Raw genomic sequence first — 22,571 nt, forward strand, 5'->3', positions numbered from 1 at the left:
CGTTCGGCGGACATTCAACTCCTGACCTCCACAGATAGGTGAAAAGGATCATGTCTGCCGATCGGCCCGACACCCACGACATGCTCGTGGCGCACCGGGTGTTCCGCCGCGAGTCCCGCGTGCTCGCCGAACTCGTGCCCGCCGTCGCCGCCGGTGACGTCGCCGGGGCCGGGATCCTGGCCTCTCGCTACCGGGAGTACGCGATGGGCCTGCACCGCCATCACGGCGCCGAAGACGACCTCATCTGGCCGAAACTGCTGGCCAGGGTCGACATGGAGGCCGACGTGGTGATCCGGATGGAGCACCAGCACGAACGGGTCTCCGCGGGCCTCGACCGCATCGAGGCCGCGCTGCCCGAGTGGGAGCGCACCGCCGACCCCGCCCTGCGCGACCATCTGGCCGCCCTGCTCGCCGACCACCGGGCCGACCTCATCGAGCATCTCGACGACGAGGAGAAACTCGTCCTGACCCTGATCGAGGAGCACCTCACGGTCGCCGAGTGGGCCGCGGCCGGGGCCCGGTTCGGTGCCGTACGCGGGGCTTCAAGCGGGTAACCAATCATCTCCAAGTGGTCCCTTCCACCCTGGAGCACATGACGAACGAACGCCCTTACGTCCAAGAGATGGTCATGATCCACCGGGTCTTCCGGCGCGAGTCGAAGATGATGCCCGAGCTGTTCCGCCGGGTGCGGGCGGGCGATGTCGCCCGTGCCGAGCTGATGGCCGAGCACTACCACGCCTACGCCGACGGCCTGCACGGCCACCACACCAACGAAGACGAGCTGCTCTGGCCGAAGCTGCTGGCCCGGGTCACCCTCGAGGCCGACCTGGTCAAGCGCATGGAGCACCAACACGAGTACATCGCCGACACCATGCACCGTGTCGGGGAGCTGCTGCCCGGCTTCGCGCGCACCGCCGACCCCGTCGTGCGCGACCGCATCGCCGACCTGCTCACCGACCACCACCACGCGCTCGTGGAGCACCTCGGCGAGGAGGAGGTGCACATCCTGCCGCTGGTCTCCGCGCACATCACGGTGGCCGAGTGGAACGAACTCGGGGAGCGCGGGAGGAAGGAGGCGTCGGGCGCCTCGATGAAGCAGCAGCTCATCGTGCTGGGCGCGATCCTGGAGGATGCGACTCCGGAGGAGCGCGCCCACTTCATGGGCCATCTGCCGCTCCCCGCCAAGGTCGTCTGGAACCTGGCGGGGAAGCGTCTCTACGCGAAGCGGTCGGCCCTGGTCCGGGCCTAGTTCGGCTCGGCGTCGCCGGTGGCCGCCTCGACGGCGTCCTCGGGGCTCGCCTCGAGGTCCTGCTCCGCGTTGGCCACCGCGAGCGCCGACTGCTTGTCGAGCCGCACCCAGCTCGTCACGCTCTCGACCGAGAACAGCACCACCAGGTAGAAGGTGAGCGCGCCCGCCACCCAGGTCAGGGTGCCGGTGGCCGCGCCCACGCCGAGCACGAGCAGCCGCACCTCCCAGCCGAGACCGGCCTGGAAGATCCACGCCGGGGGCCAGATGCTCTGACGGGTCCGGTAGACGGTGTCGTAGGTGTGGTAGCCCACGATGTAGAGCAGCACGAACAGCAGCCACTTGGGCGTGTCGACGGCCAGGCCGATCAGGATGATCGTGAGGAACTCGGCCGCCCGCAGCAGCGGCGGCGTCAGCCAGTCGAAGCGCCCCAGGTGGTCGTGGGCCGCGCTCGGCGCCACCAGCAGCGTCAGCACCACCGCGGGCACCAGCAGGATCGGCCCCTCGGTCAGCGACCCGGTGGCCGCCAGCGCGATGATCGCCAGCAGCGCCGCCAGGGTCGTCGGCACCGGCGGCAGCCCCCGCCCCATGCGGGGCTTCAGCAGCGCGACCAGCGGACCGTCGTCGCGGTAGGCCACCAGGCGCGCGGTCTGCACGCGCTGCCGCTCCAAGTGGGGGTCGACGACCTCGGGCTCGGGCTGGGGGTGCGTGATCATGCCATCGACCTCAGGAGACGTCCGGTCAGGGTGTACGTGGCCGCGATGCCGCCCCAGGTGATCAGCACCAGGAACGTGATCCGGGGATCGAAGAACGCGGTCACGATGGCGATCGCGGCGAACCGCTCGCCGATGGGGAAGACGATCATCTTGCGGGCCCAGTAGACGCTCCGGAACTTGCCGGCCTTCGTCCACATCCTCAGCAGCGCCTTGACGGGCGTGGTGCTGCCCGACTTGCGCACTTCGAGCGCCTCACGCAGCGGCCGGTCGTCGGCCACCGCCAGGTCGAGCGTCGGCAGCGGGTTCGGCGCCTTGCGGCGGTTGGCCGCGCCGAACGAGAAGTCGAGCAGGTGCTTGACCGACTGGAGCGACAGGGCGATCAGCGCCAGCGTCCAGATCTCGTCACTGTCCTGACCGGCCACGGTCGCGCCGACCGCCAGGCCGACGAAGACGGCGTACTCCTTGAACCGGTCGAACGTCGCGTCGAGCCAGGCCCCGAGCACCCCGAACTTCCGGGCGTACCGGGCGACCTGCCCGTCGACGCAGTCGAACACGAACGCGAAGTAGATGAGGATGCCGCCCGCGACGTATCCGGGCCGCCCGCCGGTCGCGAACGCGCCCGCGGCCAGCAGCCCCAGCGCGATCGAGATCAGCGTGACCTGGTTGGGCGTCAGCCCGCGCCGCGCCGCCCAGCGCGCGATGAAGCGGCTGTACGTGCTGACGAAATACGTCGTGAAGAAGCCGTCGGCGCCCTTCACGGCGTTGTCGAGCTTGGCCCGGTCTTCGTCGTAGGTCAGGAACTCCTGCTGCGACTCCTGGACGTTCTCGGCCGTGATCTGCCGGTAGAACAGGTCGCGGCGGCCCCGGATGCCGAGCGACACGCCGCGCCGCACCAGCCCGAGGGCCAGCAGCTCGGTCACGCCGTCTTCTGGCCCGCTCAGCGAGGCGAGCTCGGCCAGATCGGTCGCCGCCTCGGCGAGGGTCGCGACGTGGCGGCCCTTGACGTGCAACGGTCCGAGCAGCGCCGCGTTGGGCCGGGTCACCTGGTGGTAGGCGGTCCCCACGGAGATCACCCGGGTCTTGCTGATCCGGGTGCGCTGGGGGCGCCCTTCCAGGACGTTCATCCCGATCTCGGGCACGGCTTCTTCGATCGGCGCCGGCTCGGGAGCGTCGGGATCGCGCTCCTCGCGGACGACCAGGGCGACGGCGCCCTTCTTCGACTTCACGAGCTGGTAGATCAGCTCGTCGTGGATCAGGGAGTCGGCCGGCAGGACCAGCAGATCCTCGTCCAGTACGGCGGCCAGCTCGCCGATCGCCCTCAGGTCACCGGCCCGGTCGACACTCTCGACCGTCCTGGCCCCGGGGTAAAGAGAAGCTTGACCTGGTCGTACGATCACCAAGGGCTCGGGGTCGTAGGCGGCGGCCTGATCGAGCAGCCGCTGGAAGGCCATGGGGGAGCCCGGCAGGCCGGTGAGCGGCAGTGGGGGAGCTCCGGAGTCGGAGCCCAGCAGCACCACGCGGGTCATGGCACCCTTTCTCTGGTTCATGCGGCGGGCGGAGGAAACCCACGCAGAGGCCAAAGCTTAGTGACCTTTCGGTTAACCCGTCGCACCCCAGGTTTACCGGACGTACAGACATCGCCATCAGGTTACTTACTGAAATTTGGCTAAATGTGACCCGGAGTAGCATGGCCGCCGTGAGTCTCTACCGTGACGAGGGCGTCGTCCTGCGCACCCACAAACTGGGTGAGGCCGACCGCATCATCACGATCCTGACCAGACGCACCGGAAAGGTCAGGGCGGTGGCCCGGGGCGTCCGCAAGACCAAGTCCCGCTTCGGCGCCCGCCTCGAACCCTTCACCCACGTCGACGTCCAGTTCCACACGGGCCGCACCCTCGACATGGTCACCCAGTGCGAGACGATCCGCCCCTACGGTGAGCCGCTGGTCTCCGACTACCCGCGCTACACCGCAGGCACGGCGATGCTGGAGACGGCCGACCGGCTGACGATGGGCGAGAAGGAACCGGCCCTGCGCCAGTTCCTCCTGCTGGTCGGCGGCCTGCGGACGCTGGTCGACGGCTCCCACGAACCCCGTCTGGTCCTCGACGCGTTCTTCCTCCGGTCGCTGGCCGTGGCCGGATACGCCCCCGCTCTTTCGGAGTGCGCGCGTTGCGGCGCGGAGGCGGTGCGGGCGTTCGCGATCGTGGCCGGGGGAGTGGTGTGCGGCAACTGCCGCCCGTCGGGCGCGGCGGTGCCCGCGGCCGAGACGATCGCGCTGATGATCGCGCTGCTCCGGGGCGACTGGGAGACGGCCGACACGTCGGAACAGCGGAACCGGGTGGAGTGCAGCGGCCTGGTGGCCGCGTACCTGCAGTGGCACCTGGAACACGGGATCAGGTCGCTGAAGCACGTCGAACGCGGCACCAATTCCAGCGCCTAATTTCGTATTTGTCGTTTTTTTGTGCAGGTCCGCCATTCGCGGACCGGAACCGTCCTGACCTTCCACCGGGACGCAATACGCTCAGGGACCATGGTTCGTCCCCCGTCGCCCCACCCTTCCGGGGCCACCCCGCCCGCCCTGCCCGCGGACCTGATCCCCAAGCACGTGGCGATCGTCATGGACGGCAACGGCCGCTGGGCCAAGCAGCGCGGCCTGCCGCGCACCAAGGGCCACGAGATGGGTGAGGCGTCGCTGTTCGACGTCATCGAGGGCGCCATCGAGCTCGGCATCCCCTACCTGTCGGCCTACGCCTTCTCGACGGAGAACTGGAAGCGGTCGCCCGACGAGGTGCGGTTCCTGATGGGCTTCAACCGCGACGTCATCCGCCGCCGCCGCGACGACCTCAACTCCATGGGGGTGCGGGTCCGGTGGTCGGGGCGTCCCGGGCGGCTGTGGAAGTCGGTGATCCAGGAGCTCAGCGACGCCGAGGCGATGACCACCGGGAACAAGACGCTCACGCTCCAGTTCTGCGTCAACTACGGCGGGCGGGCCGAGATCGTCGACGCCGCGCTCAAGCTGGCCGCCGACATCGAGGCCGGGAGGGTCAAGGCGGGCAAGGTCAACGAGAAGACCTTCGCCCGGTACCTCCACCAGCCCGAGATCCCCGACGTCGACCTGTTCGTGCGGTCGTCCGGTGAGCAGCGCACGAGCAACTTCCTGCTCTGGCAGTCGGCGTACGCCGAGATGGTCTTCCTGAACCGGCTGTGGCCCGACTTCGACCGGCGCGACCTCTGGCAGGCGTGCGAGATCTACGCCAGCCGTGACCGCCGCTACGGCGGCGCGATCCCCAACCAGGTCTAGGACCGCTGGTAGGCGTGCACGTCGGCCACCCACTCCCAGCCGGGCTTGGCCGACGGGCCGATGCGCGGGTCGCCGGAGTCGCGGCCGTCGCGCAGGGCCTCGACGTAGGCGCGGTCGAGGTCGGCGCGGGCGCGCAGCTCGCCCTTTCCGCCGACGGAGCCGTGGCCGGGGATGACGACATCGGTCTGCACCCCGTCGAACAGGGTCAGCGCGGCGAGGTAGGCGTCGACGTCGTTCGAGCCGAGCATCGGGATCAGGACGTCCGACAGCATGTCGCCCGCGACGAGCACGCCGAGGTCCTCGATCAGCAGGGCCGCGTGGCCGGGGGCGTGCGCCTCGTGCTCGATGATCCGCACGTCCGGGCCGTCCCAGACGAGCCGGTCGGTGCCGGTGACGAGGCCGAACAGGTCGAGCGGGACCTGCCCGGCGATCTCCGTCTCCAGCAGGTGGTCGGCGATCTCGGTCTTCGTCCCGGGGTCGGCGAGCTGCTCCCGGGCGGAGGCGGCGCAGCGCTCGGTGCCGTAGCGGGGGGCCTCGCCGAGGCGGGGGTGCCAGAGCAGGTGGTCCCAGTGGGGATGGGTCGAGAAGCCCGCCACCACGGTCTGGCCCAGCTCCGCCAGGTCGGTCGCGAGGCAGCCGAGTTCGGCCTCGGTGACACCCGGGTCGATCAGCAGCACGCCGTCGCGCCCCCGCACCACGACGGTGTTGGTCTGCACGAACACGCTCTCGTGGACGTAGACCCCCTCCGCCACCCGGGTCAGCATGCGGCACCCCTGATCGCGTAGCGGTGCATCGTGACGCCCTCGGGGAACGAGCGCTGCTCCAGCAGGTCGAGGTCGAGCGGCCGGTCGTAGTCGTCGAACAGCGATCTGCCGAAGCCCAGGTAGGAGGGGTGGGTGGTGAGCATCAGCTCGTCGAGCAGCCCGGCCCGCAGGAGCTGGGTCGCCAGGTCGGCGCCGCCGACCCCGATGACGCCCTCGGTCTCCTTCCGGAGCGCGGCGAGCCGCTCGATCGCGTCGTCGCCGCCGATGATCCGGGTGCCGTGGCCGGCGCTCTGCCGGGTGCGGGAGACCAGCACCTTGGGAGTGGACGTCCAGAGCTCGCCGTATTCGCGCATGTAGTCGGGCAGCGAGGTGTCCGCGGCGGCGCGCGGCCAGTATTCCTCCATCGTCTCGTACATGACCCGGCCGTGGACGATCATGGCGAGCTCCCGGGTGCGGGCGTTGAACTCGCGGTGCAGCTCCTCGGTGATGCGCAGCCACTCGCCCGCGCCGTTGTCGCCCGGGACCTGCTCGATCCGCAGGTCGAGGGACACGTTCATCGAGTACACGAAGTGGCCCATCAGCTCCTCTTTCCGTATAGTGCTTGCAGAATGCAACCACTATATTGAGGGACGCGAAAGGCCTGTCAAGGAGGAATCGTGGATCCACGGCCGGGGCGTTCGATCGGCGCCGCCGTCGACGTGCTGGGAGATCGCTGGTCGCTGCTCGTGCTGCGCGACGTCATCTTCGGCGACCTGCGCCACTTCCGGGCGCTGCTCAACGGGTCGGCCGAGGGCATCGCCACGAACATCCTCTCCGACCGGCTGGTCCGGCTCATGGAGGCCGGGATCCTCGTGCGCGGCACGGCGGCGCGGGGCCAGCGCGCCCGCTACAGCCTCACCGAGGCCGGCATCCGGACGCTCCCGATCATCTGCGCCCTCGGCGACTGGGGCCTCGACTGGCGCGAGGGCGGCGACGACCCCCGCCAGCGCTTCATCCGCGACCAGGGCCCGGGGTTCGTCGAGGAACTCATGGACGAACTCCGCGTCCGCCACCTCGGCGCCCCGCCGGGGCCGCACGACGGCCCCGGCCCCTTCGAACGGCTCGACGCCGCCATCTAGGCCCGGCGGCGGGCCCGGTAGGCGGCGACGTGCATGCGGTTCCCGCAGGTGCGGGAGTCGCAGTAGACGCGGGAACGGTTGCGCGACTCGTCGACGAAGACGTTGGCGCAGTCGGGGGCCGAGCAGGTGCGCAGGCGCTCCCACTCACCCTCGACCAGCACGTGGGCCAGCGCCACCCCGCAGTCGGCGGCCAGGTGCTCGGCCAGCGACGCCCCGGGGGCGAAGTAGTGGACGTGCAGTGCGAAGCCGTCGTGCCTGGTCAGGCTCGGGGTGATGCGGGTGCGGCCGAGCAGGGTGTTGAGGCGGGTCACCGCGACGTCTTCGTCGGGCGAGGTGAAGACCTCGTGGAAGGCGGCCGAGAGGGCCTGGACCTCGGCCAGGTCGGTGGCGTTGACGAACTCGATGCCGCTCACCTCGCGGCGCACCACTAAAGCGCCGAGTTCCTCGAGGTCGGCCGGTGGGGTGTTCACCAGGTCGACCGCCGTGGCCAGCGAGTGCACCATGTCGTGACTGAACGGCATCGCAGCTCCTCTGGATTCTGTCCCGGAACTCTAACCCTTCGCGCAGCCCGCGCAGGTGCCGAACACCTCGACCGTGTGGGTGATGGCGGTGAAGCCGTGTTCTGCCCCGACCCGCTCGGCCCACACCTCGACGTCGGGGCCGTCGACCTCGACCGTGCGGCCGCAGGTCACGCAGACCAGGTGATGGTGGTGGGTGTCGGTGGCGCACGCGCGGTAGACGGTCTCGCCCGCGTCGGTGTGGAGGACGTCGACCCGGCCGTCGCTGTTGAGGGCCTGGAGGGCGCGGTAGATCGTGGTCAGGCCGATCTTCGAGCCGTCGGCGCGCATCTCGGTGAAGATGTCCTGGGCGCTGCGGAACGCCTCGCTCTGCCGAAGTATCTCGTGCACCGCGTCGCGGCTTCTGCTCATGCTGTCGACTCCCCTGTACGGCTCCGCCTCACGAATCTACCGATCCCGAGCGCGACCGCGAACCCGGCGAGGGCGAGCAGCACGATCGTGGCCCCGGAGGGCACGTCGAGGTAGAACGACGACGTCAGGCCGCCGACGGTGGCGAGGACGCCGAAGACCATCGACAGCGCCATCGTCGTGCGGAAGCTCCGGGTGAGCTGCTGTGAGGTGGCCACCGGCACAACCATAAGCGCGCTGACGAGCAGCAGGCCCACGGCCCGCATCGCGACGACCACCGTCACCGAGGCGATCACCGCGATGAGCAGGCCGAGGAACCGCACCGGCAGCCCGCTGGCCCTGGCCACCTCCTCGTCCTGGCACAGCACGAACAGCTCCCGCCCGAAGATCGCCAGCAACGCCAGAACGGCCACCGCGAGCCCCGCGATGACCCACAGGTCGGTGGCGTCGACGCTGGTGATGGCGCCGAACAGATAGGAGTTCAGGGACGCCGTGCTCTCACCCGGCGTGAGATAGATGATCATCACGCCCCCGGCCAGGCCGCCGTAGAACAGCAGCGCCAGCGCGACGTCGCCGCTCGTCTTCCCCCGCGCCCTGACCATCTCGATCGCCACCGCACCCAGCGCGGCCACCACCACGGCCGTCGCGACCGGCGCGGTGCCGGTGAGGAAGCCGAGCGCCACACCGGTCAGCGCCACGTGGCCGATGCCGTCACCGAGCAGGGCCAGGCGCCGCTGCACGATGAACGTGCCGACGGCCGGGGCGGTCAGCCCCACCATGACGGCCGCGACGAGGGCGTACCGCATGAAGTCGAGATCGAAGATGGTCATGCCTTCTCCTGGGCCAGGGTCCAGCCCGGCAGGGCGGCCTCGACCGGTTCGGGCTCGTGGGGGTGGACGTGGTCGTGGCCGGGGAGCGCGTGGGTTCCCACGGGTGAGGGCGGGGCGCCGTCGTGGACCTTGCAGCCCTGGTTGAGCACGACCGCCCTGCTGATCAGCGGCTCCATCGCGCCCAGCTCGTGGGCGACCAGGACCACCGTCTTGCCGCGTTCGACCAGGCCCGCCATGGTCTTGGCGAGCATCTGCTGGCTGGTGGCGTCGACCCCGGCGGTGGGTTCGTCCATGACGAAGGCGTCGGGCTCGCCGGCCAGGGCGCGGGCGATCAGGACCCGCTGCTGCTGCCCGCCCGACAGCGACGACACGGGGTCGGAGGCGCGGTCGAGCAGGCCGACCTCCTCCAGCGCCGCCGTCACCGCCTGCTTGTCGGCCGCGCTCGTCCACCTGCCGCGTTTCTGGCGGGCGATGCGGCCCGAGGCGACGACCTCGCGGACCGTCGCGGGGACGCCGCCGCCCACCGACAGCCGCTGGGGCACGTAGCCGATCCGGTGCCACTCACGGAAGCGGGCGGGGGTGTGGCCGTACAGGAGAGTGGAACCGCCCGACAGGGGCTGGACCCCGAGAAGCGACCTGATCAGGGTCGACTTGCCCGAGCCGTTGGCGCCGAGCACGGCCACGACCTCGCCGTCGTCGACCCTGAGGTCGATGCCGCGGAGGATCTTCCTGCCGTCGATCGTCACCTGACCGCCGGTCATGTCGAAAGCCGTGCTCATGGGTCGCCTTCCGGTCACTGGCAGCCGAGTGCGGTGCGGAGTTCGGTGAGGTTGGCGGTCATGCCGGAGATGTAGTCACCACCCTGGGGAGGGCTCTCCAGCGGATTGAGAACCGCCGTCTTGGCCCCGACCTCGCTCGCGAGGACCTCGGCGACCTTGGGGCTGACGAGTTCCTCGGTGAAAATGGTAGTCACCTTCTTCTCCTTCGCGATCCGGGCGGCTTCGGCCAAACGGGCAGGAGACGGTTCGGCGTCGGGGTCGATGCCGCTGATGCCGACCTGTTCGAGCTTGTAGCGGTTCGCCAGATATCCGAAGGCGGTGTGGGCCGTCACGATGACCCGGCTCGTGCAGTTCTCCAGGCCCGAGGCCATCTGGGCGTCGAGGTTCCCCAGCTGGGCCGCCGTTTCACGAGCGCGTTCCTTGTACGCCGCCTCATGGGCCGGATCGGCCTCGGCGAGACGTCCTCCCAGGGCCGTCGCCAGTGTGGCCATCCGCGAGGGGTCGAGCCAGAGGTGCGGGTCGTAGGGGACCTCCTCCTCGTGGCCGTGCTCCTCTTCGGCCTCGTCGTGGACGGCGGCCATCGTCGGCACCACGGAGGCCGCGTCGAACCCGCGGTCACCGGCGTGCTGGGCCACGGCCTCGTCGACGGCGGGCTGCACGCCCTTGACGTACACGACCAAGGAGGCCTCGGCGACCCCGGCCACCTGCTGGGGGGTCAGTTCGAGGTCGTGGGGCTCGACTCCGGGCTTGGTCAGGCCCTCGACCGTGACGTCGGCGCCGCCGACCTTCTCGGCGAGCCACTGAAGAGGGAAGAACGCCGCGTCCACCACGGGCTTGCCCGACTCGGCCGACGTGGACGCTCCACAGGCGGCGGTCATGACAAGAGCGGATCCGGCGAGAAATCGCACAACATTTCCGGGCATCACCCCACCGAGTGTGCCAGAAAATGAAAATGATTGTCAAAAACGGTTCAGAACCCTCCGAACCGTGTCACCGCCACCGCGACCAGGAACGCGACCACCGCGACCCGCAGCACCCGGCCCCCCGCGCCGAGCGACGGCCACGACAGGTAGGCGAGCCCCCCGACGAACGCGATCACCGGCAGCATCGCCAGGCCACCGCGCCAGTCGGCGATCGCGAACCCGGCCAGCAGGCAGACCACCAGCACGATCGGCAGCACGATCTTGGGCAGCTGGTAGAGGTAGACGAGCACCGGCGCGCTGCGGGTCTCGATCGTCTTGCGCAGCCCGGTCGCGCCGGGCGTGAAGAACTGCTCGCCTGGCGGCAGCGGGCGCGGAGCCTTCTTCCGCTGAGGAGGACGTCTGTTGGCCACCTGTCGAGGTTACTCGCAGGTGGAGGACCCCGGCTGATGGCATGCTGGGCTCATGCTGGCCGTGATCCGCTATTCCGTGCCCGAAGCCCGGTCCGAGGAGTTCGAGCTGCACGCCCGCGAGGTGATCGATCTGTTCTCGGCCCAGAGCGGCTTCCTGCGCGGCCAGGTCGGCCGCTCGGTCGACGAGCCGAACCTGTGGGCGCTGGTCAGCGAGTGGGAGGGCGCCGGTTTCTACCGTCGTGCCCTGTCCGCGGCCCGCATGACGATGTATCCGCTGATGACCCTGATGATCAATGAGCCAGGGGCGTTCGAGCAGGTCTATCCCAAGGGCTGAGGCCACTAAGCTTTGCCCATTCCCTTTTCCCATCGCCGACACCCAGCCGGATGGAGCACCACTCATGGCACGTCGCACCGACGTCATGGAAACCATCGTCAGTCTCGCCAAACGCCGCGGGCTGGTCTACCCGTCGAGCGAGATCTACGGCGGTCTGCGGGCGTCCTGGGACTACGGACCACTGGGTGTCGAGCTCAAGAACAACGTGAAGCGCGAGTGGTGGAAGTCCATGGTCCAGGGCCGCGACGACGTCGTCGGCCTCGACTCGTGCGTGATCCTGGCCCGTGAGGTCTGGCAGGCCAGCGGCCACGTCGAGACCTTCACCGACCCGCTCACCGAGTGCCAGTCGTGCCACAAGCGCTACCGCGCCGACCACCTCGAAGAGGGCTACGCCGAGAAGCACGGCAACCCTCCGGCCAACGGCCTGGCCGACATCACCTGCCCCAACTGCGGCAACAAGGGCACCTTCACCCAGCCCAAGCAGTTCAGCGGCCTGCTGAAGACCTACCTCGGCCCGGTCGAAGACGAATCGGGCCTGGCCTACCTGCGCCCCGAGACCGCGCAGGGCATCTTCATCAACTACCTCAACGTGCAGCAGTCGGCGCGTAAGAAGATCCCGTTCGGCATCGGCCAGCAGGGCAAGTCGTTCCGCAACGAGATCACCCCGGGCAACTTCATCTTCCGCACCCGCGAGTTCGAGCAGATGGAGATGGAGTTCTTCGTCAAGCCCGGCACCGACGAGGAGTGGCACCAGTACTGGATCGACGAGCGTCTCCGCTGGTACGTCGACCTCGGCATCTCCAAGGACAACCTGCGTCTCTACGAGCACCCCAAGGAGAAGCTGTCCCACTACTCCAAGCGGACCGTCGACATCGAATACCGCTTCAACTTCACCGGCTCCGAGTGGGGTGAGCTCGAGGGCATCGCCAACCGCACCGACTACGACCTGTCGAGCCACGGCAAGGCCTCCGGCACCGACCTGTCGTTCTTCGAGCAGGACTCCGGCGAGCGCTACGTGCCCTACGTCATCGAGCCGGCCGCGGGCGTCGACCGCGCCACGCTGACGTTCCTCCTCGACGCCTACACCGTCGACCAGGCCCCCAACGCCAAGGGCGTGATGGAGGAGCGCACGGTCATGCGCCTCGACCACCGGCTCGCGCCGGTCAAGGTCGCGGTGCTGCCGCTGTCGCGCAACGCCGACCTCACCCCGAAGGCCAAAGACCTGGCCGCCCAGCTGCGCCGCCGCTGGAACGTCGACTTCGACGACGCCGCCGCGATCGGCCGCCGCTACCGCCGTCAGGACGAGATCGGCACCCCGTTCTGCATCACCGTCGACTTCGACACCCTCGACGACCAGGCCGTCACGATCCGCGAGCGCGACACGATGGCGCAGCAGCGCATCGCGCTCGACCAGGTCGAGCCGTTCCTCCGTCAGCACCTCAACGACTAGGTCGCCGGACAGACGGTGCCCTTCGCGGGCACCGTCCCGTTGAGCAGGTAGGCGTCGACGGTCCCGGTGACACACGTCGTCTGGCCGTAGGCGCCGTGGCCCTCGCCCTCGAACGTGAGCAACACGGCGTTGCCGAGTTCCGAGGTGAGCTTCGGGGCCCAGACGTAGGGCGTGGCCGGGTCGTTGATCGCCCCGACCACCAGGATCGGCAGGGCCGTGCCCCGGGCGTCGACCTTCTTGTTGGAGTCCTCGCCCGGCGTCGGCCAGATGCTGCAGATGCCGGCGCTGGCGGCGTCCGGGCCGAAGATCGGTGAGGTCTTCGCCAGGTCCCTGGCCAGCGCCTCCGACTGCGCGAACGTCGGCCGTTCGGTGGTGTCGGCGCAGAGCACCGCGTTCAGCGACGACAGCAGGGTGTTGTACGTCCCGTCGGGCTGACGCCCGGCATATTGGTCGGCGAGGGCCTGGACCCCCGACCCGTCGCCCTTCATGGCGGCCGACAGCGCCTCGGTCAGCAGCGGCCAGCTCGTCTTGCTGTAGAGCGCCTCGCCGATGGCTGACCTGACGGTGTCGTCGGTGACGTTGCGGCCGTTCACGACCAGCGGTTTCTTGTCGACCTGGTCGAGCAGCTTCACCACGGCCGCGTTCCCGCCGAACGGGCAGCCCTGTTTCTGGCAGTCGGCCAGGTAGTTCTCGTACGCCTTCTGGAAGCCCTTGACCTGCGTCTTCGACTGGTCGAGCAGGCCGACCGTCGGGTCGAGGGCGGCGTCGAGCACCATCCGGCCGGTCTTGGCGGGGAACAGCGTGGCGTAGGTGGCGCCCAGGTGGGTGCCGTACGAGAAGCCCAGGTAGTTGAGTTTCGGGTCGCCGATGCCCTGGCGGAGCAGCTCCATGTCCTTGGCGGCGTTCACCGTGCCGACGTACGGCAGGATGCGCGCGTTGTTGCGCTGGCAGCCCTGGACGAACTCGGCCGACAGGTCGCGTTCGGTGCGCTGGTCGAGAGACGGCTCGGCCTCCAGGAACGCCTCGAACTCCTTGGGCGGCAGGCACTGGATGCCGCTGCTGCGGTCGACGCCGCGCGGGTCGAAGCTGACCAGGTCGTAGTTGCGGTTCAGCGACGCGAACGCGGTGCCCGAGTCGATCAGGGTGGTCACCCCCGAACCACCCGGGCCGCCGAAGTTGAGGACCAGCGACCCGATGCGCGGCCCGGTCGCCCGCTTGCGGACCAGCGCCAGGTCGAGGGTGCCCTTCGCCGCGTCGGCGTAGTCGAGCGGCACCGTCAGCGTCGCGCACTCGTAGGACGCCTGGGGCACCTCGGCACAGGCCGCCCACTTCAGGCCGGGCACGTCGGCGGGACCGCCGCCACCGCCGACCCCGGTCATCGCCACCAGGGCGATCGCGACCAACTTCGCTCGGCTCATCCGTCACCCTCCGAAATGGGATCTTGTCGGAGGGTGATTCCACGATAACAGGGCATTGGTCTGAACCAATTAACGGGGTCGAAACAAACGGGGTCGGCGAATTGGTTCAGACCAATGTTGGTCTTGCGAAAAAACGGCCGTTCTTTACGTTCCGGCGAATTGGATTAGACCGGTTGTACCCTGCTCACCTGCGGGAACACTTATGAGTGACAGCCGTGACGTTTCGTGTTGTTCTTATTCGGTAGTGTCCCGCACGCGGGGTGGTTCCGCGATTAATTGGGCCCCTGGAGGAGACTGTCGTGCCGAAGCTTGTCTATGACTTCACCGAAGGAAACAAAGACCTGAAGGACCTCCTCGGGGGCAAGGGCGCCAATCTCGCGGAAATGACCAACCTCGGCCTGCCGGTCCCGCCCGGGTTCACGATCACCACCGACGCGTGCCGCGCGTACATGGCGGACGGCTCCGTCCCCGCCGAGGAGATCGGCACGCACCTGGCCAAGCTCGAGGCGGCCATGGGCAAGCGGCTCGGCGACCCGGAGGACCCGCTGCTGGTCTCCGTGCGGTCGGGGGCCAAGTTCTCGATGCCGGGGATGATGGAGACCGTCCTCAACATCGGCCTGAACGACGCGTCGGTGCGGGGGCTCGTGCGTCAGTCGGGCAGTGAGCGGTTCGCGTGGGACTCCTACCGGCGGCTGATCCAGATGTTCGGCAAGACCGTCCTGGACATCGACGGCGACCTGTTCGAGGAGGCCATCGACGACCTCAAGGACGGCCGCACCGACCTCGACCTGACCGCCGACGACTTCAGGGCGCTGGTCGGGACGTACAAGGAGATCGTGCGCCGCGAGAAGGGCCGCGACTTCCCCGAGGACCCCAAGGAGCAGATGGAGCTGGCCATCAAGGCCGTCTTCGACTCCTGGAACGCCGACCGCGCGGTCCTCTACCGGCGCCAGGAGCGCATCCCGGCCGACCTCGGCACGGCGGTCAACGTGGTCGCGATGGTCTTCGGCAACCTCGGCATGGACTCGGGCACCGGCGTCGCCTTCACCCGCGACCCCGCCACCGGCCACCAGGGCGTCTACGGCGACTACCTCCAGAACGCCCAGGGCGAGGACGTCGTGGCCGGCATCCGCAACACGGTCCCGCTGCAGAACCTGGAGCGCATCGACGCCCACTCCTACGCCGAGCTCATGGAGATCATGGCCAAGCTCGAAGGCCATTACCGCGACCTGTGCGACATCGAGTTCACCATCGAGCGCGGCAAGCTCTGGATGCTGCAGACCCGGGTGGGCAAGCGCACCGCCGGAGCAGCCTTCTGCATCGCCGTCCAGCTCGTCGACGAGGGCCTGATCGACCTCGACGAGGCGCTGAAGCGCGTCACCGGCGACCAGCTGGCCCAGCTGATGTTCCCCCGCTTCGCGCTCGACCACGGCAACACCGTGCTGACCAAGGGCATGAACGCCTCCCCGGGCGCGGCCGTCGGCAAGGCCGTGTTCTCCTCGGCCCGCGCCACCGAACTGGCCGCCCGGGGTGAGGCCGTCATCCTGGTCCGCCGCGAGACCACCCCCGACGACCTGGCCGGCATGATCGCCGCCCGGGGCGTGCTGACCTCGCGCGGCGGCAAGACCTCCCACGCCGCCGTCGTCGCCCGCGGCATGGGCAAGACCTGCGTCTGCGGCGCCGAGGAGATCGAGGTCGACGCGAAGAAGAAGACCTTCACGGTCCGCGACGTCGTGGTCGAGGAGGGCGACGTCATCTCCATCGACGGCGGCACCGGCTGCGTCTACCTGGGCGAGGTGCCCGTGGTGGCCTCGCCGGTGGTGGAGTACTTCGAAGGGAGTCCTTCTCGGGATGAACTGGTGCGGGCCGTCGACACGATCATGAAGCACGCCGACGAGCGCCGCCGCCTGGGCGTCCGCGCCAACGCCGACACCCCCGAGGACGCCGAGCGGGCCCGCCGGTTCGGCGCCAGCGGCATCGGCCTGTGCCGGACCGAGCACATGTTCCTCGGCGACCGCCGGGTGCTCATCGAGGACCTCATCCTGGCCGAGACCCCGCAGGAGCGGCAGGCCGCGCTCGACGCGCTGGAGCCCCTCCAGAAGGCCGACTTCGCCGGGCTGTTCACGGCCATGAAGGGCCTGCCGGTGACGATCCGGCTCATCGACCCGCCGCTGCACGAGTTCCTGCCCGACATCATCGACCTGTCGGTCAAGGTCGCCACCGGCAAGGGGACCAAGAAGGACCGCCGCCTGCTGGAGGCCGTGCAGCGCCTCCACGAGCAGAACCCGATGCTCGGCCTGCGCGGGGTCCGCCTCGGGCTCGTCGTGCCGGGGCTGTTCGCCATGCAGGTGCGGGCCATCGCCGAGGCCGCCAAGGCCGCCGACGACGCCAAGCCCGAGATCATGATTCCGCTCGTGGGGGCCGTACAGGAACTGGAGAGCGTGCGTGAGGAGGCCAGGCGGATCCTCGGCGAGGTCGGGATGGAGGCGCTCATCGGCACCATGATCGAGGTGCCGCGGGCGGCGCTGACCGCCGGGCAGATCGCCGAGGCGGCCGAGTTCTTCTCCTTCGGCACCAACGACCTGACCCAGATGACCTGGGGCTTCTCCCGCGACGACGTGGAGTCGGCGTTCTTCGGCACCTACCTCGACAAGGGCATCTTCGGGGTCTCGCCGTTCGAGTCGCTCGACCGCGACGGCGTCGGCCGCCTGATGCGCGTCGCCGTGGAGGAGGGCCGCCGGGCCCGGCCCGGTATCAAGATGGGCATCTGCGGCGAGCACGGCGGCGACCCCGACTCGGTCAGGTTCTGCGACGAGATCGGCCTCGACTACGTGTCGTGCTCCCCGTTCCGGGTGCCCGTCGCACGTCTCGAAGCGGGCCGTGCGAGGGTTCTGTAACCCCATTAACACGATATGGCGGCTCGGGCAATCAGATGTTTCCAGCGTGTTTGTCGTGAAGGCCGATATTTGTGGGTACCTTCTAGCTCCCTCGCCGCGACGAAAGGGGGAGCCGTGAGGCCATATGACCAGCACGACGAGGCACGCTGGGTTCCCGAGCCGCCGGGGAATCCGGAGAGAAGCCCATTCGAGCGCGACCGCGCCAGGGTGCTCCACAGCGACGCCCTGCGCAGGCTGGCCAGCAAGACCCAAGTGGTCGCGCCGGTCGACCAGATGATGCACAGCCCGCGCACCCGCCTGACCCATTCCCTGGAGTGCGCCCAGATCGGCCGCGAGATGGGCAAGGCCCTGGGCCGCGACCCCGACCTGGTGGAGACCGCCTGCCTGGCCCACGACCTGGGCCACCCGCCGTTCGGCCACAACGGCGAGTTCGCGCTCAACCAGATCGCCGAGCGCGCGGGCGGCTTCGAGGGCAACGCCCAGAGCCTGCGCCTGCTGTCGCGCCTGGAGGCCAAGGTCATCACCGAGGACGGCGTCAACGCCGGCCTCAACCTGACCAGGGCCACCCTGGATTCCGCCATCAAATACCCGTGGGACCGCTCCTGCGGGGAGAAGTACTGCGTCTACCCCGACGACATGCCGATCTTCGAGTGGGTCCGCCAGGGCGCGCCCGTCGGCTCGGTGAGCTTCGAGGCGCAGATCATGGACTGGGCCGACGACGTCGCCTACTCCGTCCACGACCTGGAAGACGCCCTGCACAGCGGCTACGTCACGCCCACGATGCTGCGCGACCCGGCCGAGCGGCTGGAGGTCTGCAAGCTCACGCAGGAGTGGTACCTGCCCGACGCCGATCTCAACGAGCTCGAAGAGACCTTCACCCGGCTGATCGGCGAGCCCCTGTGGCCCGGCCGCTTCGACGGCGGATTCCCCGACCTGGCCGCCCTGAAGCAGCTCACCAGCACGCTCATCGGCCGCTTCTGCCGCCGCGCCCAGGACGCCACCCGCGAGGCCTACGTCCTCGACGAGGCCGGCCGCCACGACGCCGACCTCGTCGTGCCCCACGTGACCCGGCTGGAGTGCGCCCTGCTCAAGGGCGTCACCGTCCGGTTCGTGATCGGGGAGGCCGACAACCAGACCGTCCGGGCCCGCCAGCGGGAGCTGCTGGCCGAGCTGACCTCACTCACCATGCTGGGCGCCCCCCACACGCTGCAGCCCGCGCTGCGCCCCGCGTTCGAGAACGCCAAAGACGACGCCGGACGGCTCCGGGCGGTGATAGACCAGATCGCGTCGCTGACCGACGCGTCCGCCACGGCGATGCATCGCATGCTGTCCGCCCGTAGCGCGTAAAGGAGCCACCCATGTTCGTCATCATCGGAGCCGGCCTGGCCGGGGCGAAGGCCGCCACCACCCTCCGCGAGGAGGGCTACGAGGGCGCGATCACGCTCCTCGGCGCCGAGCACGAACGCCCCTACGAACGCCCGCCGCTGTCCAAGGGCTACCTCCAGGGCACCTCGGAACTCGAGAAGGTGTACGTCCATCCCGAGGGCTGGTACCGCGAGAACGACGTGGACCTGCGCCTCGGCGCCGCCGCGACCCGCATCGACCGCTCCGCGAAGGAGGTCGTGCTGGGGACCGGCGAGCGGCTGGCGTACGAGAAGCTCCTCATCGCCACCGGCGCCACCCCGCGCCCGCTCCCGTTCGAGGGCGCCGACCTCGACGGCGTCCACTACCTGCGCACCGTCGCCGACAGCCAGGCCCTGCGGGCCGCCTTCGCCCACGGCGGCAACGTCGTGGTCGTCGGCGGCGGCTGGATCGGCCTGGAGACCGCCGCCGCGGCCCGCAAGGCCGGATGCGACGTCACCGTGATCGAACCCTCCCCGACCCCGCTGTACAAGACGCTGGGCGCCGAGAGGGGCGAGATCTTCGCCGGAGTCCACCGCCGCAACGGCGTCGACCTGCGCCTCGGCGCCAAGGTCGCCCGCCTGGCCGGGGAGGGCGGCCATGTCCGCGAGGTCGTCCTGGAGAGCGGCGAGGCGATCCCGGCCGACGACGTGATCGGCGGCATCGGCGCCGCCCCCAACGTCGAACTGGCCCGCGAAGCAGGGCTGGAGATCGGCTCGGGCATCCTCGTCGACGCCTCGCTGCGGTCGAGCGACCCCGACGTCTTCGCCGCCGGCGACGTCGCCGAGGCGTTCCACCCGCTGCTGGGCCGCCGGATCAGGGTCGAACACTGGGCCAACGCCCTCAACCAGGGGCCCGTCGCCGCCAGGGCGATGCTCGGCCAGGAGGTCGTGTACGACCGGGTGCCCTACTTCTACACCGACCAGTTCGAGATCGGCATGGAGTTCTCCGGCGACATCACGGGCGCCGACGACCTGGTCATCCGGGGCGCCGACCTGGAGTTCATCGCGTTCTGGCTGAAGGAGGGCCGGGTGGTCGCGGGCATGAACGTCAACGTGTGGGACGTGGTCGGCGACATCCAGAAACTCATCCGTTCCGGCGAGACCGTCGACGCGAAGCGACTGGCCGATCCCGACACCCCTTTGGCAGGATGACCTCACCTTCGGCTCAAACCGGCCGTTGGGTCATCTCGCGTCAGATAACGTCATGAGGGTGGAGATCATGCGACCGGGGATCCTGGCCCTCGTACTGGTCGGCCTGACCGCGGGCTGTAGCACGCCGATGGGTGTGGCGGGGGTCAGCACCCGGCCACCCGAGCCGCCCGTCACGGGGCAGCCGATCAACGACGTGGCGACCCCGGCACCCGCCTTCATCTCGGCGGCGGTGCCGCCCACCGGCGACGAGCCGGTGCTGCTGCCGCCGCCGAAGCTGTCGAAGTTCGAATACGCCTTCCCGGTCAAGGGATGCCAGGTCAGCTACGCGCGCAAGCTCCTCGTGCTGCCCAAGACGACGATCTGGGCCGACAAGGGGTGCGCGTTCGTGGCGCCGGTGGCGGGGACGGTCCGCGAGGTGAACGTCCAGAACCGGTGGGTGCCCTCGACCGACAGGGGCGGCGACCGTGAGGGGCGGTTCGTCACGCTGCTCGGCGACGACGGGGTGCTCTACCTCGGCGGGCACCTCGACACGGTGAGCGAGGGGATCACGCCGGGCACGAAGGTGAAGGCCGGGCAGCGGCTCGGCACGATCGGGAACACCGGCAACGCCCGCGACACCGCCAGCAACCTCTACTTCGCGATGACCTGGAAGACCGACGCCAACGAGTGGTGGATCCGGCGCGGCATGGTCGAGCCGTGGGACTACCTCGACGCCTGGCGCAACGGCAACCGCACCTACTCTCCGCTGGCCGAGATGAGGGGCGTGCGGAAGAAGACCGGTCCGCTTCCGGCGTGCTCGATCGCCTGCGCGGCCAAGCCCGAGGTCAAGGGCGTCGAGCGGCCGCAGCCGACGCCGACGAAGAAGCCCGCCAAGCCGGTCGAGGTCGGTCCGCTGGGAGTCGATCTGCTCAGCGCTGACTAGACTCACGACGTGGCAGGCCGGATCAGTGATGATGACATTGCCCTCGTCAGGGAGCGTTCCCCGATCGCCGACGTGATCGGCGAATACGTCCAGCTCCGCAACGCCGGGGGCGGCAACCTCAAGGGCCTGTGCCCGTTCCACGACGAGAAGTCGCCCTCGTTCAACGTGACCCCCGCGCGGGGGATGTACTACTGCTTCGGCTGCTCCGAGGGCGGCGACGTCATCTCCTTCCTCCAGCGGATCGACGCCCTGACCTTCGCCGAGTCGGTCGAGCGCCTGGCCGGGCGGGCGGGCATCCAGCTCCGCTACGAGCAGGGCGGCTACGTGCCCGGCCGTCAGCAGGGCGAGCGGTCGCGGCTGATCGACGCCCACAAGGCCGCGGCCGAGTTCTACGTCTCCCAGCTGGTCTCGCCCGAGGCCGCGGTCGCCCGCAGGTTCCTGTCGGAGCGCGGGTTCGAGCGGGCCGACGCCGACCATTTCGGGGTCGGCTACGCCCCCAACGAGTGGGAGGCGCTGTCGCGTCACCTGCTGGGGCGCGGTTTCACCGTCCAGGAACTGATCAAGGGCGGGCTGGCCCGCGAGGGCCGCCGGGGGCCGATCGACCGGTTCCGGGGGCGCCTGATCTGGCCGATCCGCGACATCACCGGCGACGTCATCGGCTTCGGCGCCCGCAAGCTCCTCGAATCCGACGACGGCCCGAAGTACCTGAACACCCCCGAGAGCCCGATCTACCACAAGAGCTCGGTCCTGTACGGCGTCGACCTGGCCAAACGCGAGATCTCCAAGCGGTCGCAGGCGGTCGTGGTCGAGGGCTACACCGACGTGATGGCCCTCCACCTGGCCGGGGTGCCGACCGCCGTGGCGACCTGCGGCACCTCCTTCGGCGAAGACCACATCAAGGTGCTGCGGCGCATCCTGTTCGACCAGGGCCAGGGCGAGGTCATCTTCACCTTCGACGGCGACTCGGCCGGGCAGAAGGCCGCCCTGCGGGCGTTCCAGGACGAGCAGAAGTTCGTCACCCAGACCTTCGTGGCCGTCCAGCCCGACGGCCTCGACCCGTGCGACCTGCGCGTGCAGAAGGGCGACGCCGCCGTCCGCGACCTGGTCGCCAGCCGCGAGCCGCTGTTCGCCTTCGCCATCCGCAGCGTGATCGGCAGCTACGACACCAGCACCAACGAGGGCCGCCTGTCGGCCCTCGACGCCGCCGCCCCCGTGGTCGCCTCGATCAAGGACAAGGCCCTGCGGCACATGTACGCCGTCGACCTCGACCGCTGGCTCGGCTTCATGAACGAGCGGCTGGTCGTCGAACGGGTCACCGAGATCGCGGCCCGGCCGGTGGAGAACCGGGGCGACAGGGTGAAGAAGAAGGAGACGCCGCTCGACCCGCTCGCGCGGCTGGAGCTGGAGGCGCTGAAACTGGCCGTCCAACGGCCCGCGCTGCTCGGCCCCGAGTTCGACGTCCTCGGCGCCGGAGCCTTCACCGTCCCCGAGCACGTCGCGCTGTTCGAACTGGTCGCCTCCTGCGGCGGCACGGCCGCCGGCGGCCCCGGTGGGCGGCAGTGGGTGGAGACGCTCCTGGCGGCCGCCTCCGAGGAGCTCAGGCCGCTCCTCACGCGTCTCGCGGTCGACCCGGTGAAGGTCGAGACGAACGTCGAGGAGCGCTACGGCATGGCCGTTCTGGCCAAGCTCCAGGAGGTTACGGTCGGTCGCCGGCTCGACGCGCTGAAGGCGACCATGCAGCGGCTGAACCCGGTCGACCAAGTGGGCGACTACAACCGCATGTTCGCCGAACTGGTCGCCCTCGAACAGCAGCGACGCGTGTTGAGAGAACGCGCGGCCGGGGCGTGAATATCAATTCCTTTCCGCCCCTCACAGAGGCGAAACACGGGTTTGATATCGATTCGGTAATGACACAGATCTAACCTTCGGTGACAAAAATAGGCCTGCCGTTTTGTTGTGGTTATACCGCAGACTGTGTTCCG

At 69.4% G+C, this 22,571-nt stretch carries 23 protein-coding genes; 12 read left to right on the forward strand and 11 right to left on the reverse strand.

Going from position 1 to position 22,571, the window contains the following annotated elements:
• Nucleotides 1-50: 50 nt before the first annotated feature.
• Both ACYQ78_RS01015 and ACYQ78_RS01020 read left to right on the forward strand, forming a co-directional pair.
• Nucleotides 51-554 carry a hemerythrin domain-containing protein gene (locus ACYQ78_RS01015; protein WP_459798715.1) on the forward strand — a complete coding sequence of 168 codons (504 nt, stop codon included), beginning with the start codon at nt 51-53 and terminating at the stop codon, nt 552-554.
• 38 nt (nt 555-592) lie between these two features.
• Nucleotides 593-1,249 carry a hemerythrin domain-containing protein gene (locus tag ACYQ78_RS01020; protein WP_459798716.1) on the forward strand — a complete coding sequence of 219 codons (657 nt, stop codon included), beginning with the start codon at nt 593-595 and terminating at the stop codon, nt 1,247-1,249.
• Here ACYQ78_RS01020 and ACYQ78_RS01025 read toward each other — a convergent pair.
• The gene (locus ACYQ78_RS01025) at nt 1,246-1,962 is read right to left on the reverse strand and encodes a DUF5941 domain-containing protein (RefSeq protein ID WP_459798717.1); all 717 of its coding nucleotides are present in this window, start codon (nt 1,960-1,962) and stop codon (nt 1,246-1,248) included. The genes ACYQ78_RS01020 and ACYQ78_RS01025 overlap by 4 nt on opposite strands.
• A complete protein-coding gene (locus ACYQ78_RS01030) occupies nt 1,959-3,488 on the reverse strand; it encodes a CDP-alcohol phosphatidyltransferase family protein (RefSeq protein ID WP_459798718.1) in 1,530 nt (509 codons plus the stop codon). Before ACYQ78_RS01030 ends, ACYQ78_RS01025 begins: the two co-directional genes overlap by 4 nt.
• Nucleotides 3,489-3,658: 170 nt before the next feature.
• Between ACYQ78_RS01030 and recO the strand changes: the two genes are divergently transcribed.
• Complete coding sequence (recO, locus tag ACYQ78_RS01035; RefSeq protein WP_459798719.1) at nt 3,659-4,402, forward strand: DNA repair protein RecO; 744 nt, start codon at nt 3,659-3,661, stop codon at nt 4,400-4,402.
• 90 nt (nt 4,403-4,492) lie between these two features.
• Complete coding sequence (locus ACYQ78_RS01040) at nt 4,493-5,263, forward strand: isoprenyl transferase (protein WP_459798720.1); 771 nt, start codon at nt 4,493-4,495, stop codon at nt 5,261-5,263.
• Here ACYQ78_RS01040 and ACYQ78_RS01045 read toward each other — a convergent pair.
• Entirely contained in the window at nt 5,260-6,027 is a 768-nt protein-coding gene (locus ACYQ78_RS01045) for an MBL fold metallo-hydrolase (RefSeq protein WP_459798721.1), read from the reverse strand. The genes ACYQ78_RS01040 and ACYQ78_RS01045 overlap by 4 nt on opposite strands.
• Nucleotides 6,021-6,605: a dihydrofolate reductase family protein gene (locus ACYQ78_RS01050; protein WP_459798722.1), complete on the reverse strand. Its 585-nt coding sequence runs from the start codon at nt 6,603-6,605 to the stop codon at nt 6,021-6,023. The genes ACYQ78_RS01045 and ACYQ78_RS01050 overlap by 7 nt, the downstream gene beginning before the upstream one ends.
• A 78-nt stretch (nt 6,606-6,683) precedes the next feature.
• Here ACYQ78_RS01050 and ACYQ78_RS01055 point away from each other — a divergent pair, with 78 nt between their 5' ends.
• The gene (locus ACYQ78_RS01055; RefSeq protein ID WP_459798723.1) at nt 6,684-7,145 is read left to right on the forward strand and encodes a winged helix-turn-helix transcriptional regulator; all 462 of its coding nucleotides are present in this window, start codon (nt 6,684-6,686) and stop codon (nt 7,143-7,145) included.
• On the opposite strand, the gene ACYQ78_RS01060 is transcribed toward ACYQ78_RS01055, so the two are convergent.
• From ACYQ78_RS01060 to ACYQ78_RS01085, 6 genes are all read right to left on the reverse strand, one after another.
• Nucleotides 7,142-7,666 (reverse strand): CGNR zinc finger domain-containing protein, encoded by a 525-nt coding sequence (locus ACYQ78_RS01060; RefSeq protein WP_459798724.1) that lies wholly within the window; start codon nt 7,664-7,666, stop codon nt 7,142-7,144. The two genes, ACYQ78_RS01055 and ACYQ78_RS01060, sit on opposite strands and share 4 nt — an antisense overlap.
• Before the next feature lie 30 nt (nt 7,667-7,696).
• Nucleotides 7,697-8,074 (reverse strand): Fur family transcriptional regulator, encoded by a 378-nt coding sequence (locus ACYQ78_RS01065; protein ID WP_459798725.1) that lies wholly within the window; start codon nt 8,072-8,074, stop codon nt 7,697-7,699.
• Nucleotides 8,071-8,901 carry a metal ABC transporter permease gene (locus tag ACYQ78_RS01070; protein WP_459798726.1) on the reverse strand — a complete coding sequence of 277 codons (831 nt, stop codon included), beginning with the start codon at nt 8,899-8,901 and terminating at the stop codon, nt 8,071-8,073. The genes ACYQ78_RS01065 and ACYQ78_RS01070 overlap by 4 nt, the downstream gene beginning before the upstream one ends.
• Nucleotides 8,898-9,680, reverse strand: a complete 783-nt coding sequence (locus ACYQ78_RS01075; protein WP_459798727.1) for a metal ABC transporter ATP-binding protein — start codon at nt 9,678-9,680, stop codon at nt 8,898-8,900. Before ACYQ78_RS01075 ends, ACYQ78_RS01070 begins: the two co-directional genes overlap by 4 nt.
• 14 nt (nt 9,681-9,694) lie before the next feature.
• The gene (locus ACYQ78_RS01080; protein ID WP_459798728.1) at nt 9,695-10,558 is read right to left on the reverse strand and encodes a metal ABC transporter substrate-binding protein; all 864 of its coding nucleotides are present in this window, start codon (nt 10,556-10,558) and stop codon (nt 9,695-9,697) included.
• 92 nt (nt 10,559-10,650) lie between these two features.
• Nucleotides 10,651-11,013, reverse strand: a complete 363-nt coding sequence (locus ACYQ78_RS01085) for a DUF6703 family protein (RefSeq protein WP_459798729.1) — start codon at nt 11,011-11,013, stop codon at nt 10,651-10,653.
• Nucleotides 11,014-11,065: 52 nt separating this feature from the next.
• Between ACYQ78_RS01085 and ACYQ78_RS01090 the strand changes: the two genes are divergently transcribed.
• Both ACYQ78_RS01090 and ACYQ78_RS01095 read left to right on the forward strand, forming a co-directional pair.
• Nucleotides 11,066-11,347, forward strand: a complete 282-nt coding sequence (locus ACYQ78_RS01090; RefSeq protein WP_459798730.1) for an antibiotic biosynthesis monooxygenase family protein — start codon at nt 11,066-11,068, stop codon at nt 11,345-11,347.
• 85 nt (nt 11,348-11,432) lie between these two features.
• Entirely contained in the window at nt 11,433-12,797 is a 1,365-nt protein-coding gene (locus tag ACYQ78_RS01095; protein WP_459799731.1) for a glycine--tRNA ligase, read from the forward strand.
• Here the strand turns inward: ACYQ78_RS01095 and ACYQ78_RS01100 are convergent.
• Nucleotides 12,794-14,215 (reverse strand): alpha/beta hydrolase, encoded by a 1,422-nt coding sequence (locus ACYQ78_RS01100; RefSeq protein ID WP_459798731.1) that lies wholly within the window; start codon nt 14,213-14,215, stop codon nt 12,794-12,796. The genes ACYQ78_RS01095 and ACYQ78_RS01100 overlap by 4 nt on opposite strands.
• Nucleotides 14,216-14,514: 299 nt before the next feature.
• Between ACYQ78_RS01100 and ppdK the strand changes: the two genes are divergently transcribed.
• From ppdK to dnaG, 5 genes are all read left to right on the forward strand, one after another.
• On the forward strand, nt 14,515-17,112 hold the full coding sequence (gene ppdK, locus ACYQ78_RS01105; protein ID WP_459798732.1) for a pyruvate, phosphate dikinase: 2,598 nt from the start codon (nt 14,515-14,517) through the stop codon (nt 17,110-17,112).
• A 114-nt stretch (nt 17,113-17,226) separates the two neighbouring features.
• Nucleotides 17,227-18,459 carry a deoxyguanosinetriphosphate triphosphohydrolase gene (locus ACYQ78_RS01110; protein ID WP_459798733.1) on the forward strand — a complete coding sequence of 411 codons (1,233 nt, stop codon included), beginning with the start codon at nt 17,227-17,229 and terminating at the stop codon, nt 18,457-18,459.
• An 11-nt stretch (nt 18,460-18,470) separates the two neighbouring features.
• Complete coding sequence (locus ACYQ78_RS01115) at nt 18,471-19,667, forward strand: NAD(P)/FAD-dependent oxidoreductase (RefSeq protein ID WP_459798734.1); 1,197 nt, start codon at nt 18,471-18,473, stop codon at nt 19,665-19,667.
• Nucleotides 19,668-19,734: 67 nt separating this feature from the next.
• Nucleotides 19,735-20,589, forward strand: coding sequence for a M23 family metallopeptidase (locus tag ACYQ78_RS01120; RefSeq protein WP_459798735.1), 855 nt, complete (start codon nt 19,735-19,737; stop codon nt 20,587-20,589).
• A gap of 9 nt (nt 20,590-20,598) precedes the next feature.
• Nucleotides 20,599-22,437 (forward strand): DNA primase, encoded by a 1,839-nt coding sequence (gene dnaG, locus ACYQ78_RS01125; RefSeq protein WP_459798736.1) that lies wholly within the window; start codon nt 20,599-20,601, stop codon nt 22,435-22,437.
• Nucleotides 22,438-22,571 lie beyond the last annotated feature (134 nt).

Source organism: Herbidospora sp. RD11066 (assembly GCF_054661255.1).